Annotated in this window: 12 protein-coding genes; 7 read left to right on the forward strand and 5 right to left on the reverse strand. The window is 73.8% G+C overall.

Translation table 11 applies throughout. The annotated features are described in order from the left end of the window. Positions 1–249: 249 nt before the first annotated feature. The gene (locus ACFWP2_RS30015) at positions 250–759 is read left to right on the forward strand and encodes a hypothetical protein (RefSeq protein WP_380457180.1); all 510 of its coding nucleotides are present in this window, start codon (positions 250–252) and stop codon (positions 757–759) included. 4 nt (positions 760–763) lie between these two features. Next, entirely contained in the window at positions 764–1,867 is a 1,104-nt protein-coding gene (locus ACFWP2_RS30020) for a peptidase (RefSeq protein ID WP_380457182.1), read from the forward strand. A gap of 272 nt (positions 1,868–2,139) precedes the next feature. Here the strand turns inward: ACFWP2_RS30020 and ACFWP2_RS30025 are convergent, their stop codons facing one another. Both ACFWP2_RS30025 and ACFWP2_RS30030 read right to left on the reverse strand, forming a co-directional pair. Next, positions 2,140–2,271 (reverse strand): hypothetical protein, encoded by a 132-nt coding sequence (locus ACFWP2_RS30025; RefSeq protein WP_380457185.1) that lies wholly within the window; start codon positions 2,269–2,271, stop codon positions 2,140–2,142. 69 nt (positions 2,272–2,340) lie between these two features. Next, positions 2,341–6,402 (reverse strand): hypothetical protein, encoded by a 4,062-nt coding sequence (locus ACFWP2_RS30030; protein ID WP_380457187.1) that lies wholly within the window; start codon positions 6,400–6,402, stop codon positions 2,341–2,343. Positions 6,403–6,545: 143 nt separating this feature from the next. On the opposite strand from ACFWP2_RS30030, the gene ACFWP2_RS30035 reads away from it, so the two are divergent. Beyond that, positions 6,546–6,962, forward strand: a complete 417-nt coding sequence (locus ACFWP2_RS30035) for a hypothetical protein (RefSeq protein WP_380457189.1) — start codon at positions 6,546–6,548, stop codon at positions 6,960–6,962. Between the two features lie 204 nt (positions 6,963–7,166). On the opposite strand, the gene ACFWP2_RS30040 is transcribed toward ACFWP2_RS30035, so the two are convergent. Next, positions 7,167–7,778: a hypothetical protein gene (locus ACFWP2_RS30040; protein WP_380457191.1), complete on the reverse strand. Its 612-nt coding sequence runs from the start codon at positions 7,776–7,778 to the stop codon at positions 7,167–7,169. Positions 7,779–8,023: 245 nt separating this feature from the next. Here ACFWP2_RS30040 and ACFWP2_RS30045 point away from each other — a divergent pair, with 245 nt between their 5' ends. Together ACFWP2_RS30045 and ACFWP2_RS30050 are read left to right on the forward strand one after the other, a co-directional pair. Then, positions 8,024–8,461, forward strand: a complete 438-nt coding sequence (locus ACFWP2_RS30045; RefSeq protein WP_380457193.1) for an SMI1/KNR4 family protein — start codon at positions 8,024–8,026, stop codon at positions 8,459–8,461. Positions 8,462–8,582: 121 nt separating this feature from the next. Beyond that, positions 8,583–9,563, forward strand: coding sequence for an endonuclease/exonuclease/phosphatase family protein (locus tag ACFWP2_RS30050; RefSeq protein WP_380457195.1), 981 nt, complete (start codon positions 8,583–8,585; stop codon positions 9,561–9,563). Positions 9,564–9,687: 124 nt separating this feature from the next. Here ACFWP2_RS30050 and ACFWP2_RS30055 read toward each other — a convergent pair whose 3' ends face one another. After that, complete coding sequence (locus tag ACFWP2_RS30055; RefSeq protein ID WP_380457197.1) at positions 9,688–10,641, reverse strand: hypothetical protein; 954 nt, start codon at positions 10,639–10,641, stop codon at positions 9,688–9,690. A 148-nt stretch (positions 10,642–10,789) separates the two neighbouring features. Then, the gene (locus ACFWP2_RS30060; RefSeq protein ID WP_380457199.1) at positions 10,790–11,131 is read right to left on the reverse strand and encodes a hypothetical protein; all 342 of its coding nucleotides are present in this window, start codon (positions 11,129–11,131) and stop codon (positions 10,790–10,792) included. A gap of 255 nt (positions 11,132–11,386) precedes the next feature. Here ACFWP2_RS30060 and ACFWP2_RS30065 point away from each other — a divergent pair, with 255 nt between their 5' ends. After that, complete coding sequence (locus tag ACFWP2_RS30065; protein ID WP_380457201.1) at positions 11,387–13,225, forward strand: FAD-dependent oxidoreductase; 1,839 nt, start codon at positions 11,387–11,389, stop codon at positions 13,223–13,225. 222 nt (positions 13,226–13,447) lie between these two features. After that, positions 13,448–15,622, forward strand: a complete 2,175-nt coding sequence (locus ACFWP2_RS30070) for an SdrD B-like domain-containing protein (RefSeq protein ID WP_380457203.1) — start codon at positions 13,448–13,450, stop codon at positions 15,620–15,622. The last annotated feature ends 138 nt before the right edge of the window (positions 15,623–15,760 follow it).

Consider the following 15,760-nt stretch of genomic DNA (forward strand, 5'->3'; position numbering starts at 1 on the left):
GAACGCCGTGGCGGAACGAGGGCACCCCTGGAACGGGCTCGGGAACGGGGTGGTGGGAGCAGCACAGCGAGCCGGGACGGACGAGGGCGGGACGAGGCGGGGCCTGGCCTCGATCCGGCTGAAACGTGGTCATTCCGGCGGCGGACTGCGGGCGGCTTCGGCTTGCGCGAGGAGGCCGCGCCGGATTGTCTGACATCACGTCACCCGATGCGTCCGCTACAGGCGGCTATCCCAGGAGTTACTGTGCGCATGCGAAGCCTGCCTGTCGCGGTCGCATCCGTCGCCCTCGTCCTGGCCCAGCCGGGCCTCGCGGGCGCGGCGTCGGACCCCAGCACCACGGTCACCTTCACCGTCACGTCCGGCGCCTTGTCGATGTCGGTGCCGGTCAGCTCCAGCCTCGGCTCGGGGGCGCCCGGCACCCAGGTGAGCGCGCCGCTCGGCCCCGTGACCGTCACCGACGACCGCGCCCTCGCCTCGGCCTCCTGGTCGGTGACCGTGTCGTCGACGGACTTCGTCAACGGTCCGTCGACGGTGCCCGCCTCCAGGGCCACCTACACGGTCGGGACGGTGACGACGACCGGCACCATCACCACCACGCCGACGAATGTGACGCTGAGTAACTCCGCGCAGGTGGTGGTCACCGGAAGCGCGGGTGTCGGGGACAACACCGCGTCCTGGGATCCGACGATCAGCGTCGCCCTGCCGGCCAGTGCCGTCGGCGGGACCTACTCCGGAACGCTGACCCACTCCGTTGCCTGATCGCATGAGTGGTGCGCGCCGCTACTGGGTCCTGCTGATGCTGCTGGCCGTCGTCCAGGCGGTCGGGGCGACGCCGGCGACGGCGGACGGGATGCCCGGACCGGGGGTTCCGGGGGTTCCCGGAGTGCCGGGGGTGCCGGGGCCGGGGGTGCCCGGGGCGTCGGGGGCGCCCGAGACGTCCTCCCCCCAGCCGACGTCCGGGCGGAAGACCATCGGCATCAGACTGCTCGACGCCCCGGAGAGCCGCCGCGCCGATCCCCGGGCGCAGGCCTACGTCGTCGACCACGTCGCGCCGGGCTCGACCATCGAACGGCGGGTGGAGGTCAGCAACGAGTCGTCCACGCCGATGCACGTCACCGTGTACACCGCGGCGGCCACCATCGAGGAGGGGCGGTTCACCTTCGCGCCGGACCGCACCCCCAACGAGCTGACCGGCTGGACGTCACTCGACAAGACCGACCTCGACCTGGCGGCCTCCGCGACGGCACAGGTGCGCACCACCATCCGGGTGCCCGAGGACGCCGCCGCCGGGGAGCGCTACGGCGTCGTCTGGGCCCAGACGGGCACCCCCGCGGACCGCTCGCACAACCTGACGCTCCTGGGCCGGGTGGGGGTCCGCATGTACGTCGACGTCGGTCCCGGAGGCGAGCCGCCCTCGGACTTCACGATCGAGCGGCTCTCCCCGGCCAGAACCCGCGACGGGCGGCAGGAGGTGCGCGCCCGGATCCACAACACGGGCGCCCGCGCCCTGGACATCACCGGGGCGCTCTCCCTCCTCGACGGGCCGGGCGGCCTGCGCGCCGGTCCCTTCCCGGCCAAGACGGGCACCACCGCGGCCCCGGGTGGCCTCGCGGAGGCGGTCGTCCCGCTCGACGCCCGGCTGCCCGACGGCCCGTGGAGCGCGGAACTCACGCTCAAGAGCGGCCGGGTCGAACACACCACCCGCGCCACCGTCACCTTCCCGACGGCTCCCGGCAGCGCCGGAGCAGCCGAGGCATCGGCCACCGGGCCGGGGCACTTCCCCAACCCCGTGGCCGCCGTGCTCTCCACCCTCGTCCTCGCCGGCCTGTGCCTCCTGCTCCCCCGGCTCCGCCGACGCCGCTGGTGACCACGCCGACCGGCACACCGCCACCGGCCCTCGTGTGCCACGGGAGGCGGCGCGCGCGTCGGCATTGGTCGGCCCTGGTCGGCCGCTTCGGCGGAGCCGACCGGGCCGGCCGAGACCCGAGGAAGGCGGCCCGAAGAGGGGACGGCTTCACCTGCGCCGGCGGGCTGGGGACAGCACCGGCACTGCGGACTTCTCGGCCCAGGTGTATTCGGCGGCTACCGTCCGTGGCCTCCACCGGGTGTGGCTCCTCCGAGAACAGGTCGGCGGGTCGGTCATCGGGGCCCCTTGTGGGTCAGCCTGTCAGGGCCACCGGTGACGCGCTGCCAGACGTCCTCGGCGAACCGGGCGAAGGGCTTGACGTGGTCCGTCGTGGAGGCGACGTGCCGGTGGCCCAGGAGCTCCACCGCAATCAGGTCCGTCCGCCGCTCGTACTGCTGCGTCGCGTACGCGCTTCGCAGCGGGTGTGGGGTGAGTCAACAGGGGGGTTCGTAGGGGATACCCGGCAGGTGGCGCTCCCATGAGGTGCGCGTGAGGGCCTGCCAGGTGGTGGCGCAGACCGTGCGGGACAGGTCGTCCGGGCTCAGCACGCGGAGTTGGACGGTGCCGTCGCGGCTCGTGGTCACCAGGTGTCTGCCGTCCTGGCTGTAGGTCAGGGCGGTCACCGGTCCCGCGTGGCCCGTCAGGGGTGTGCCGAGGGGGCGGGGGTGGGAGGTGTCGCTGATGTCCCAGAGGCGCACGGTGTGGTCCTCGCTGCTCGTGGCCAGGGTCTTGCCCTGCGGATCGAGGGCCAGGGCGGTCACCTTGACGGCGTGGGCGGTGACGGCGGGACCACGTGAGCGGGGTCGTGCCGGGTCGCCGATGTCCCACAGGTGGAGCCTTCCGTCCTGGTCACTGAGGACGAGGGTCGTTCCGACGACAGCCAGGGAGGTGACGGAGACGGGCGGACCCGATTCGACAGTGCCCAGCGGGGCGGACAGGGTGCCGGTCGGACGTGGCCGGGCCGGATCGCGGACGTCCCACAAGTGGACGCTCGTCTCCCTCGCGCCCTCGCCGGTTTCGACGGCGAGCACGGTTCCGTCGGCGCTGAGGGCCAGGTGGCCGACGCGTACGAGGTAGTCGTGTGCCGCCCGGTCGGTGAGATCGACGAGGGTGGCCAGTGCCCTCGGACGGGCCGGGTCCTTCACGTCCCACAGCTGTACCGACGTCCGGTCGTTGGTGAAGAGTGCGCCCCCGTCCGGGGTGAAGGTCATCTGATTGATCGGGTCCTGGTGTCCGGTCTTCGTGCTTCCGACTGTCCGCGGCGAGGCCGGGTCGCGCAGGTCCCACAGCCGTAGGGTCTGGTCGGTCGTGGCGGCCGCGAGCGTCCGCCCGGCCGGGCTGAACGTCGCCGCCCACACGTCCTTGAACAGGTGGTCGGCCCCGGTCCTGGCCAAGGTGCCCGCCGGGGTGGTCCGCAGTATCCGGATGCCCGGGGCGCCGTCGTCACTGCGCACAACGAGGAGTTCGCCGTCGGAGCTGATCGAGAGGCCTCCCGAGGGATCGCCCTGTTGTGCCAGCCGTGACCCCGGCAGGCTCCACAGCCGGACCGTGCTGTCCATCCCGGCCGTCGCCAGAGTCCTGCCGTCGGGGTCGAACGTCAGGGAGCGGACGGCGTCACCGTGGCCGACGAGCGGGTTGCCGAGGGGGGTGATGTGCTCGGGCAGGACCACGTTCCACAGGCGCACCGTTCCGTCGTCGCCTGCCGCGGCAAGTGTGGTGCTGTCGGGGCTGAAGACGAGTTCGTAGCCACTGCCGAGCAGGTCCGAGCGCAGGGGGCCGGACGTCGGGGAGGATCCCGGCAGGGGTGTGCCGACGGGCTTGGGGCGCGCGCGGTCGGTGACGTCCCACAGCCGGATGGCGCCGTCGTCGCCTGCGACGGCGAGAACGCGGCCGTCAGGGCTGTACGCGAGGGACGCCGGCAGTCTGCCGTGACCGGGCAGCGGCTCCCCCAGGGGTGCGGGAGCCGCTGGATCGCCGATGTCCCACCGGTGGACGGTCCCGCCACCGGCCGCCACGGCGACCTCCTTGCCGTCGGGGCTCATGCCGAACCAGCTCGCGGTATGCCGGCCCTCCACCGTCAAGGCCGTGCTGCGCGGGGTGGACGCGGTCGAGCCGGTCAGGTCCCACACCCGGACCGCGGCGTCCGTCGGGTTCGTGACCGGGACGCCCACGACCAGGACGTTGCTGTCCCGGCCGAAATGCAGGCGGGTGACGGTGTCGGTCTGGCCGAGCGGCTCGCCGAGCGGGGCCGGTGACGAGGGGACGGCCAGGTCCCAGACCCGGACCTGCTTGTCGTCGCCCACGGCCAGACGTCCGCCGTCGGGGCTGAAGGCGATCGCGCCGACGCCGCCGTTCGTCCTCAGGTCGGCCCCGGCCTTCGGGCGGGCGGGGTCGGTGACGTCCCACAGCCGAAGGTGTCCGTCGCTACCGGCTGCCAGCAGCTTGCCGTCCGGGCTGAACGCGGCCGACAGGACACCGGTGTCGAGCCCTGGCAGCAGCTCGGTTCGGGAGGCGGGGTGCTGCGGTTCGGTTGTGTCCCACAGTTCCAGGGCCCCGTGGAGCCCCGCACCGGCCAGGAGCCGACCGTCCGGGCTGAACACCACCTCGCCGACCGGGTTCCGGTGGGCCAAGGCAGTCGACAGCGTCGACGCGGCATCGTTGACAAGTCGCGTGTACGCCTCCGGGTCCGCCTCGCGCATGCGGTGTGCGGCCAGGTCCAGTTGAGCGGCCAGCGACGGGTCGGTCCCCCTCAGATGGTCCGCCTTGGCCAGGAGCTGGTGGAACACGGCGGTGTCGCGCTCGGACCGGGCCGTGAGGCTCTGCTGTACGGCGGCCGCCGCGGCGGCGACCGCGACGAGGACCAGAGCGCTCAGCACCGCGATCACCCGGTGACGACGGGCGGCGACCCGGCGGGCCCGCTGCGCGGAGGCTTTCAGAAAGACAGTGGCGAGAGGGCCGGCCTCGTGGGTCACCCGCCTGGCCGCGACCAGACGTTCGCCCCGGTAGAGCATGCCGGGATCCCGGCCGTCGCGTTCCCAGGCCGCCGCGGCCTCTTCGAGGCTCTGGCGGACGAGCCGGTCGGCACGATCGGACTCGATCCAGGTCCTCATGCGGGGCCAGGCGCGGACGAGGGCTTCGTGCGCGATGGTGACGGTGTCGTGCTCCACCATGAGCAGTCGGCCGATGATGAACACCGCGACGAGGCCGGCGGGCAGGTCGGACCGGGCGACACGGCGACGGGTGTCCTCCGCTCCGTCACCGCTCTCACCGATTCGGACCAGCCGCAGGAACATGGCCTGGGCCGCCACCTTCCCCGCCGGGTCGAGGCCGGAGTAGATCCGCTCGGCGCTGGTCGCCACGGCCTGGCCGATCCCGCCGATGGTGCGGTACCCGCTGACGGTCAGGGTGTTGCCCTGCCGCTGGTGCCAGACGGCCCGCAAGGCGTGGGCCAGCAGCGGCAGTCGGCCGGCCTCCATCCCCGGCCACCCGAGGTCGGCCAGCATCAGCTCTACCAACCCGGGCTCCAGGACGAGTCCGACCTCCTGGGCAGGGAAGAGGATGGCTTCCCGAAGGCCCTCCTGCGACAGCGGCCCGACGACGATCTGGCGGTGCTGCAGCGCGGACCGCAAGGGGGCGTAGGTCACGCACCGGGAGTAGAAGTCGGACCGCAGGACGCAGACGACAACGGCGGCGGGCTCCGGACCAGCGGCCAGAGCGTCCAGGAGATCGAGGAACGCATGCCGCTGCAGCTCGTCGGTACACAGGGTGAACAGTTCTTCGAGCTGGTCCACGACCAGTAGGAGCCGAGAAGTGCCGAACGACGCACGCAGCGCGGACGCGACCGCCTCCGGACCCGCCTCGATCGCGCGATGGACGTCTGCGGCGGTGCCCCCGACGACCCGCTCCAGCCGGGCAGTCAGTTCGTCGACCGGCCGCTCGGTGGGGGTCAGCAACAACCGGCTCCAGCCGGCCGAACCGGGCAGGCGGCCCGCCGCCAGCGCCGGCAGCACCCCTGCCCGCAGCAGCGAGGACTTCCCCGCCCCGGAGGGAGCCACGATCACGAGAGGCCCCTCGGCGTCGCGGTCGAGCTCGGCCAGTACTTGCGCGACGAGATCGTCCCTGCCGAAGAACCACTGGGCATCGCCCGGCTCGAACGACTTCAGGCCCGGGTACGGACACTGCGCGACGGCGTCCACGGGGGCCCGCCGGGTCTCGCGTACGCCGTCCAGGTAGTGGAAATGGACGTCGCCGGCCTCCGCCACGACCATGTCACGACCGGACTGGAAGATCCTGGCCTCGTTGTCGGCCGTGGCGCTCATCGAAGGTGGCTGCTCCGCCGCGTCCTCGGGCTCCTGCCACCCTGTGCCGCTCATCGTTCTGCGACACGCTCGTCCCGGACGGCCCGGTGTGCCTGTAAGACGATCGCGCCCACCCTCAGCTCCCCCCACCGGATCCGCCGCCGCCTCATGATGCCACCGCTGGGACGGCCCCGCCACGGGGGAAGCGGGTCTGTCCATGGAGCGGCGCCGTCGCTCGCTCGGTGATGGCAGAACGCCGCGATTTTGCGCAGAGGGCTCCGAGTTCGGGACGATGCCGGTTACGGTCCTCACAGCAGTGTCCTGTCGACGTGGGGGGCGAAATGGATCCGGTCGTCGTGGCAGCGGGAAGCGCGCTGGTGAGCGCGATGGCAACTGACGGCTGGCAGCAGACCCGCGCCGCGGTGGTGGAGTGGTGGCGGCGCCGACGCCCGGACCGGGCCGACGAGGTTGGATCCGAGCTGGAGACAGTGCGTGCACAGGTACTGGCTGCGAGGGAGCAGGGCGACGAGGACACCGAGCAGGCGCTGGCGGGTTCCTGGCGTCTGCAGTTGCAGCAGTTGCTCAGAGAGGATCCCGCTCTTGCCGACGAACTGCAGCGGCTGTTGGACGAACACTTGGCTCCGGCACCATCCGAAGGCGACCGGGCCCAGCATCGGCCGATCGTCATGAGGGCGGAAGCCCGCGACAACTCCCGTGTGTACCAAGCCGGGCGGGACCAGCACATCACCGGTTCTTGAACTTCCGGAGCAGGCGGTCCGATGATCCGCCGCCGGGAGGCGGACCGGAACAGCGGGCCTGGTGGTCGGGGCTCGACCTGGCCGGCAGGAGCTGCTCCCCGCACCGACGGGCGGGCCCTGAAGCACCCTCGAAGGTCGGGCGGGGACGTGCCGGAGGCACCGCACGGCGTGCGGTGCCTCCGATGGAGCGGACGTGGCGCGGGGTCAGGCGCTGAGGAGGTAGTAGCCGCCGTGGCCGGTGCAGCCGCCTCCCCAGTAGGCGCCCGAACGGAAGCCCGGCGGGATCGGCGAGTTGGGACAGGTGACCAGGCCGGCCTTGGCGATCTGGTGGTACCAGGCACCGACGTTGTTGCAGCCGTAGACCACGTAGCCGGTCACGACGTAGCCCGGGACGATCGGGGAGCCGCCGCAGGTCCAGATCCCGTCCTGGACGAGGTTGTGCCGCCAGGCGCCCATCCCGTTGCAGCCGTACTTGATGTAGTCGGTGATGACGTACCCCGGATAGATCGGGGAGCCGCCGCAGCTGTAGAGGCCGTCCGCCTCCGGCTGCTGGAACCACGAGCCCCAGCCGCTGCAGCCGTCCTTGTTGTAGGCGGTGATGACCCATCCGTTCGGGATGGCGGCTCCGGAGCAGGCCCACTGGCCGGTGCTGGTGACACTGGTGGCGCCGGCCGGCTGGGCGGCCGCGCTGGACGTGCCGGCGGCGGTTCCCGCGAGGACGAACGAGGCGATGAGCGCGAGCGCGCCCAGGGTGGCGCCTATGCCGCGGCGGACGACCGCGCCGGCGAGGCGCTTCCACAGGGGACGAGGATGCATGGTCGGTTCACTCCAGTCCTGGCGGCGGGCATGATGGATGCCCGCTGGTCGGGGGGATGGCCAAGCGGTGAATCGGGCCTCACCTTAGTGGGGAGGCGGTGTGGGTGTCCGGTGTTTGGACAGTGAAGCCCGACGGCGGCAGTGCGGCGGTCGCCGGCCCCCGGGCGGACGTCCTCGCACCGGACGGCTCCGCCGGGACCGACCGCCTCGTGGGGACGAGGCCGCCCTTGGCTAGGCTCGGGGCCATGTGGAGACAGTCGGTGCGGGAAGTCTTTCCCGGTGCGGGGCTTCGGGAGCCGGTCGGGACGTCCGAGATCGTCGAGGCCGAGAGGCGGCTGGGGCGAGCCCTGCCGGCGGACCTCAGGCTGCTGCTGTCGGAGAGCGACGGGGTGCTCGGCCACACTCACGTGGACACCGTCTGGACCCTCGACCGGATCGTCGAGCAGAACCTCCGCTTCTGGTCCGACGAGACCTTCGCCCAGCTCTACATGTCCTTCGACGCCCTCCTGTTCTTCGGCGACAACGGGGGCGGCGACCAGTTCGCCTTCGTGCGGAAGCCGCAGCGCCCGGACGTGTTCGTCTGGGAGCACGAGAGCGACAGCCGCCGGTGGGTGGCCAACGACCTGCGCGACTACCTCGGCCGTTCGCTGCGCGCCGGCGGGGACGACTGGTACCGGCTGTAACCGGAAGGGCCCGCCGGGCAGGCCCCGTGGGCGCGGAACCGGGCCCCGGGCGTGGACGTCCGTCCTTCACGACGGCGGCCGATGATCACGGATGTCGGCCGTCCCCGTGGGGAGGAGCACCGTGACGGACCGTAGGTCGAAGAGCGCATCGCCCGCCGGCAGGGGCCGGTGGCGTGCCGCCGCGCTGATCGGGTGCGGGGTGCTGCTGCTGGGCCCGGCCGTGCTCGCGGCGGTGCGGCTGTTCGGGTGGGACGACGGCACGGTGTGGGCCCTGCCGATGGCCGGGCTGCCGTACGCGGCGCTGCTCAGCGTGCTGCTGCTGGCGGCGGTGGCCGTGCTGCGGGCACGGTGGCTGACCGGGGTCGCGGCCGCGCTGGTGGTGCTGCAACTGTGGTGGCTGATACCCCGGTTCGTCCCGGACGCGGCCGACGCGCCGGCCGACGCGCCCCGGCTGCGGGTGGCGACCAGCAACAACTTCATGGGGCAGGTCTCGCCGAAGTCCGTGGTCGACCTGGTACGCGACCAGCGGATCGACGTGCTCGCGGTCGAGGAGCAGAGCGACTCCGCCGCCGACGCGCTGGACGCGGCCGGCATCCGCGCCCTGCTGCCGCACCGCGAGCGGCCGGCCAACACCGACACGGCGATCTACACCCGGCTGCCCGTCGGCTCCACCGCCGACCCGGCCTGGCCGACCACCAACCTGACCGTCGACGTCGGCGGCCGCCCGGTGCAGCTGGTCGCCGTGCACACCTACTACCCGCTCGGCGACGCCCGCCGCTGGGCCGAGGGGCTGCACGACCTGCGCGCCGCCGCGCCCGGACGCACCCGCAACGCGGTCCTGCTGGGCGACTTCAACGCCACCCTCGACCACAAGCCGATGCGCGACCTGATCGACACCGGCCTGGCCGACGCCCACGAGGAGCTCGGCGCGGGCCTCTTCCCGACCTGGCCGCAGGACCACCCCGACTACCGCGTCCCGGCCGCGATCCAGATCGACCACGTCCTGCACGGCCCGGCACTGACCGCCGTCGACATCTCCGAGCACGCCCTGCCGCGCAGCGACCACCGCGCCGTGGTGGCCGAACTCGCCGTCCTGCGCTGAGCGCTGAGCCCGGGGAGGCGGAGCGGCGGGGACGGCGTGTGCCCCGCCCGACGGCGAGGTGCTCCGGCGGTGGGCCGTGGCGCGGCGGCTCGCTCGGCGGCGGTCCCGTCCGCCCTGCCGGTGGTCACGGGTTCTGCCGTGGCCGGGCGGGCTCTGTTCCGGCCGCGGTGCGGCAGAGGGGCTGGCCGAGGACGTAGCAGCGCAGGTCGATGTCCTCGGGGAGGGCGGGGGCGGTGCCGGGGAGGGCGACGGCGCCGACCGCAACGATGAAGGTCCTGGTCACGGCGTCGCTGCCCTTCTTGGTCCGGGGGGCCTGGAAGAGCAGGTAGCGGGCCAGCAGGTAGTCCTCGGTGGTGAGGTGGGGGCGGGCCAGGAGGTCGAGGGCGGCGGCGTGGAGGAGGGCGCTGTCCTGCGGGGTGGGGGTGGCGCTGTAGAGGGGCTTGCCGCCGCTCTCCACCCAGGAGGCGTCCAGGCCACGGGCCGTGTACCGGGCGGTGAGTTCGGCGTCGGTGCGGTGGGCGGCTTCGCCCCGCAGGAGGCGGTTGCCGGCGATCCGCCGGCCGTCCGGCAGCAGCACCCGGTTCTGGAGGATGTCGCCCTCGACGCCCTCGGTGGCGAAGCGCTGCTCGGCGAGACGTCCGTAGCGGAGCATGGCCTCCCAGGCCGGGGTGGCGAGGCCTCCGGTGTAGGTGCGCGCGGCCTGGTCCCATCGGGCGCCCTCGCGCAGGCGGCCGACCTCGCCGAGGCGGTCGTAGTTGGTGTCGCCTTCCCGGATCGGGGTACGGAAGCGCTCCGGGTTGAAGGCCGCGCCGGCGATGCCCGGTGGCGGGCCCATGGTGACGGCGAGACGGTAGCGCCAGTCGACCAGGTGCGCGTGGACGGCGGCCAGCGCGGCCACCCGGGCCGGCACGCCCGGGGTGGTCTCCCACCTCCGGGCCAGCATGGCGGCCGCTTCGACGGCGGCGTTCGCCTGCTCGGAGGCGAAGGCGCGGGCCTTGGCCTGTCGGGCGGGGTCGGCGAAGCGCAGGGCGAGCGGGCTGGTGGGGAAGTCGCCGGGGGTGATCGGTGCGGTGGCCATGGCTCCCTCCTGGTCGGACGAGCGCGCCGGCCCGGGCTCGGCGTCGGTCCGGATCACCACGGCGTGTGGGCGGCGGCGGTCACCGGTGTGGGAGGGGCGGGGACTTTCCCGGGCCGCGCACTCGTCACCGGCCGGGCCGGCGACGCCGTCACGGCGTCGCCCTGGACCGGGCGGTGCAGTGGTGGCAGTAGACGACATCGATCGGCCCGCCGGAGTGAGTCCGTGCCACGGCCCTCGCGCACGACACGGCGGACAGCACGCCGAGGGCGAGCAGCACCATGCCCGCGGGATGCCCGCTGGTCAGTGGCTTCACGGCCAGCAGGAGGAGCACCACCGCCGCCAGGAACCGCGCGACGCCCCGGCCCCGGACCACGGGCCGGTGCCGCTCGCGGAACACGGTGATCTCCGTCGTCTCCTCGCACCGCGGGCAGCCCGCCGCGCCGCCGCCCCCGCCGGTCCGTGCCGCTTCGAACAACAGCTCATCCGTCACACGCCAACCCTACGGCTTGCGTCCGGGCGGTTCGCCTCCGTTGCTCGGGCCGGACCGTCGAACTGCGCGATCGGCGGGCGGTTTTGACGAGGTCGCGCCGAGCCGGTCGGCCGCGCCCGGCAGGGGGCAGGCGCCCCTCGCGGTACCCGTGAGGAGAACCGCCGGTTACGGGTGACCGGCGCCGGGTCCGGTCGTTGCACACCGGGGGTCGGCCCGGCCGCTCGGGGTGACCAGGAGGCCGGAGGTGGGTGCGTCATGGGGTTGGCCGAGGGTTCGCGGGAGGGTGCGGTGAGCAGGCGGACGAGGCGTCAGTTCCTCGCCCGGACAGCCGTGTTGGGCGGGAGCCTGGCGGCCTTCGGGCCCGCGGCGGGCGCCGCCGCGCTTGCGCGTGGCGCGGGTGCCGGCGTCCGCGGCGGCTCCGGGCGGAGTGTGGCGGTCCTCGGCGGCGGGGTCTCCGGGCTGAGCGCGGCGCACGAACTGGCCGAGCGCGGCTACCGGGTGACGGTGTACGAGTACTACGCCGCGCTCGGCGGCAAGGCCCGGAGCATGGACGTGCCGGGCAGTGCGACCGGTGGCCGCCGGGCGCTGCCGGGCGAGCACGGTTTCCGGTTCTTCCCCGGCTTCTACCGCAACCTGCCGGACACCCTGCGCCGCATCCCCTGCGCCGGCAGCCCCGGTGGCGTCCACGACAACCTGCGCGACGCCACCCAGGCGCTGCTGGCCTTCGACGCCCCGCGCCCGGGCCTGCTACTGCCGTTCCGGAGCCTCACCCGCCCGCTCGACCTGGGCGATCTCGCCCCGGACGCCCTGCGGCGGACCCTGGCCGGCGTGCTGGACGAGGCGCTGCACCTGCCCGCCGACGAGCTGGCCTACTTCACGGACCGGGTCCTGGTCCACCTGACCAGCTGCGACCTGCGCCGCGAGCAGCAGTGGGAACGGGTGCCGTGGTGGGACTTCATCAGGGCCGGGCGGATGTCCCACGACTACCAGCGCCTGCTCGGGGTCGGTCTGACCCGGGACCTGGTCGCGACCCGGGCCGAGCAGGCCAGCACCCGTACGGTGGCCCGCACCGTCCTCGAGGCCTTTCTGCTGAACGGGCTGCTGGGGCGCGGTGTCGACGGGCAGCCCGACCGGGTGCTCAACGGCCCCACCAGCGAGGCCTGGATCGACCCGTGGGTGGCCCATCTGTCCTCGCTGGGCGTCGAGTTCAGGACCGGGACCGAGGTCCGGGAGGTGCTGTACGCCGACGGCCGGATCACCGGGGTCCGGGTGGCGCCGGCCGGCGGCGGCGCCCCCGGGACGGTGCGGGCGGACTACTACCTCAGCGCGCTGCCGGTCGAGCACGCCCGCGCCACCTGGGGCCCGCGCCTGCGGGCCGCCGATCCCCGACTGGCGCGCTGCGACGCGATCCGCACGGACTGGATGACGGGCATCCAGTTCTACCTGCGCCGCCCGGTGCGGCCGGTGCACGGCCACGCCGTCGCCCTGGACTCCCCGTGGTCGCTCACCGCCGTGAACCAGGCGCAGTTCTGGGACCGGGACTTCGCGGCCGCCTACGGCGACGGGACGGTGCGCGACTGCCTGTCGGTCTGCGTCTCGGAGTGGGACCGGCCCGGGATCCTCTACGGCAGGACGGCCAAGGAGTGCACCCGCGAGGAGGTGGCCCGCGAGGTCTGGGCGCAGTGCCGGCGGGCCTTCGACCGGCCGGGCGCCGGGTGGCCGGCGGACGCGGAGGTGCACTCGTGGTTCCTCGACCCGGCCGTCACCGGCCTGGGCGGGCCGGCGCCGGCCAACCGCGAGCAGTTGCTGGTGCACCCCGCCGGGACGCTCCACGACCGGCCCTCCGCCGCGACGGCGGTCGGCAACTTCTTCCTGGCCGGCGACTACGTCCGCACCGACGTCGACCTGGCCACCATGGAGGGGGCCAACGAGTCCGCGCGGCGCGCCGTCAACGCCCTGCTGGACGCGGACGGTTCGACGGCTGGACGCTGCCGGATCTGGGGGCTCTTCCGGTCCCCGGAGCTGGAGCCGCTCAAGCTGGTCGACGAGGCCCGCTACCGCCTCGGCCTGCCGAACACCTTCGACCTGGGATGACGCGGCCCGCGCTCCAGCGGGCGGTCGCACCACCTCCGGTCGCATGCGAACCTGTGGGTTGGTATCCGAACTTGATGCGATTTCCGGCCCGCTGTCCGTCACACCCACCGGTGAACGCGGCCCGAAGCGGGGCCGTGGACGACCGGTTGCCGCTCTCCTGGAGGGCCTGGCCGGATCGGGCGTCCGTTGCCCGCTGATCACGAGAGTGGGGCCCAGGTGGGGATGAGAAGACGAGGGACGCGCGTCGCGCGGGCCGTGGTGCTCGCCGTCGCGCTGGTCGGCAGCGGGTCGCTGACGGCGCCGGCGGCGTACCCGCAGAGCGGGGACGGGACGGTGACGGTCCGGGTGGTGCGGGCCGTGGACGCCTCGGGGGTGTGGACGCCCGCGCTGGAACCGGGGCTGGCGGGCGTGCGGGTGACGCTCACCGGCGGGGACCGGGCGCAGGTCGAGGGCACCACGGCGGCCGACGGGACGGTGACGCTGGCACCGCCGCCGGGCCGGGCGCCCGGCGGCGCGTACCGGGTGCGGGTGGTGAATCCGAGGCCGGGCGTGCTGTTCCCCGCCTTCGCCTCGCGGCAGGGGCTGGACGGCGCGCCGGACCGGCTGAGCTCCAACGAGGAGTTCGTCGACCTCTCCGGCGGCGCGAACGTCTCGTACACCACGGGGCTGTGGAGCCCCGGCGACTACTGCCAGCGGAACGCCCCCCTGGTGACGACCTGCCAGAACACCACGTGGGGCGGCGGCGCGCAGCGCACGCTGGTGTCGTTCCCGTACGGTGCGCGCGGCCAGGACGGCGTGGACGTGGACGTCACGGACATCGCCACCGACGCGCAGACCGGCACGCTGTTCGGCATCGCGTGGAGCAGGGCCGACCGGCGGGTGTTCTCCTCGGCGGCGGCCAAGCGCACCACGGCCTACGGCCCGGGCGGCCCCGGCGGGATCTACGTCACCGACGTGACGACCAGGCGGACCACGCTGTTCGCCACCGTCCCGGACGCCGGGGGCACGGCGCACGCGCCGGGGACGGACGACGCGTTCCTGGCGGCGCCGGGCAGGGAGAGCCTCGGCGGGCTCAAGGTGACGGAGGACGGCAGGGACCTGTTCGTCGTCAACCTCAACGACCGCCGGCTGTACCGCTACGACGCCACCGGGCCGAGTGCGGCGGCGCCGAAAGCCGTCTACCCCGTGCCGGATCCGGGCTGCCCCTCGGCGCGGGACTGGCGCCCCTTCGGGCTGGGCCTGCAGGACGGGACGGGTTACCTCGGCGGTGTGTGTTCGGGCGAGTCGACGGGCAGCGTGTCGGACCTGCGGGCGATCGTGCTGCCCTTCGACCCGGCCACCGGCCGGTTCCGGCCGGCCGTGCTGGACCAGCCGCTGGACTACCCGCGCCAGTCGACCGTCGGTGCGGGCCCGTGCGACGGCGCGGGATGGTTCCCGTGGACGGACACCTATCCGACGACGCAGAACGGCCAGGCCTGCTCCGGTTTCCGCGCCCAGCCGGAGCCGGAGCTGGGCGAGGTCGGTTTCGAGGCGGACGGCTCGATGCTGCTCTCCTTCCGCGACCGCATGGCCGACCGGGCGACGGGCCAGGCGGCGTCGGGCTCCGCGGTCGGGGAGGTGCTGTCGGGCGGGGACCTGAACAAGGCCTGCCCGGTGGACGGCGGCTACGTGATGGACACCAACAACGGCTGCGGGCTCTCGCCCCGGGGCACCCGCTTCTTCGACACCAGCCGGATGGGCTTCCACCACAACGCGGCCTACGCCGGGATGGCGCTGTCCAAGGTCGAGACCACCATCGGGACCTCCGGGTTCGACCCCAACAGCACCGCCCTCGGCTACGGCACGTCGTTCGTCCAGCGGGCGGACGGCAGGCCGGACCCGGCGTTCGGGCTGCGGCTCAACCCGGCCGACGTCCCCGCACCGTTCGGCAAGGGCGCCTCGATGGGCGACCTGGAGGTGCTCTGCGACCGGGCGCCGCTGCAGATCGGCAACCGGGTCTGGTACGACCCCGAGCGCAGGGGCGTCCAGCAGCCGGGCCAGCTCCCCGTGGCGGGCGTCACCGTCCACCTGTACGACGGGGCGGGCGGGCTGGTCGGAACGGCGCGGACGACGGCGCGCGGCGAGTACTACTTCGACGACTCGAACGTGGCCGGCGGACTCCGGCCGCGCACCGGGTACACGATCCGGCTGGACGAGCCGTCCGACTACGCCGAGGGCGGTCCGCTGTACCGGTGGGTGCCCACCCGGCACGACGTCGGGGACGACCCCTTCGTCAACTCCAAGGGCATCGCCCCGCCGGGGGGAAGGTATCCCGAGCGGGCGCTGACCACGGGCGGGCCGGGCGAGAACGACCACACCCTCGACTTCGGCTTCCGGCGCTGCGGGTGCGGGCACTGACGCGGGCCGCACACGACCGGTGAGCACGGCCGGCAGGAGCAGGCGGCCGGGGACGGCGCGAGGCCTGTGCCGCGCGGGTGCGCGGTACAGGCCTCGTGGGTCACTCCGGGTGCCCCTGTCCGGTCCCCGGGGTGGGGG

Source organism: Kitasatospora sp. NPDC058444 (assembly GCF_042721415.1).
GTDB lineage: Bacteria > Actinomycetota > Actinomycetes > Streptomycetales > Streptomycetaceae > Kitasatospora.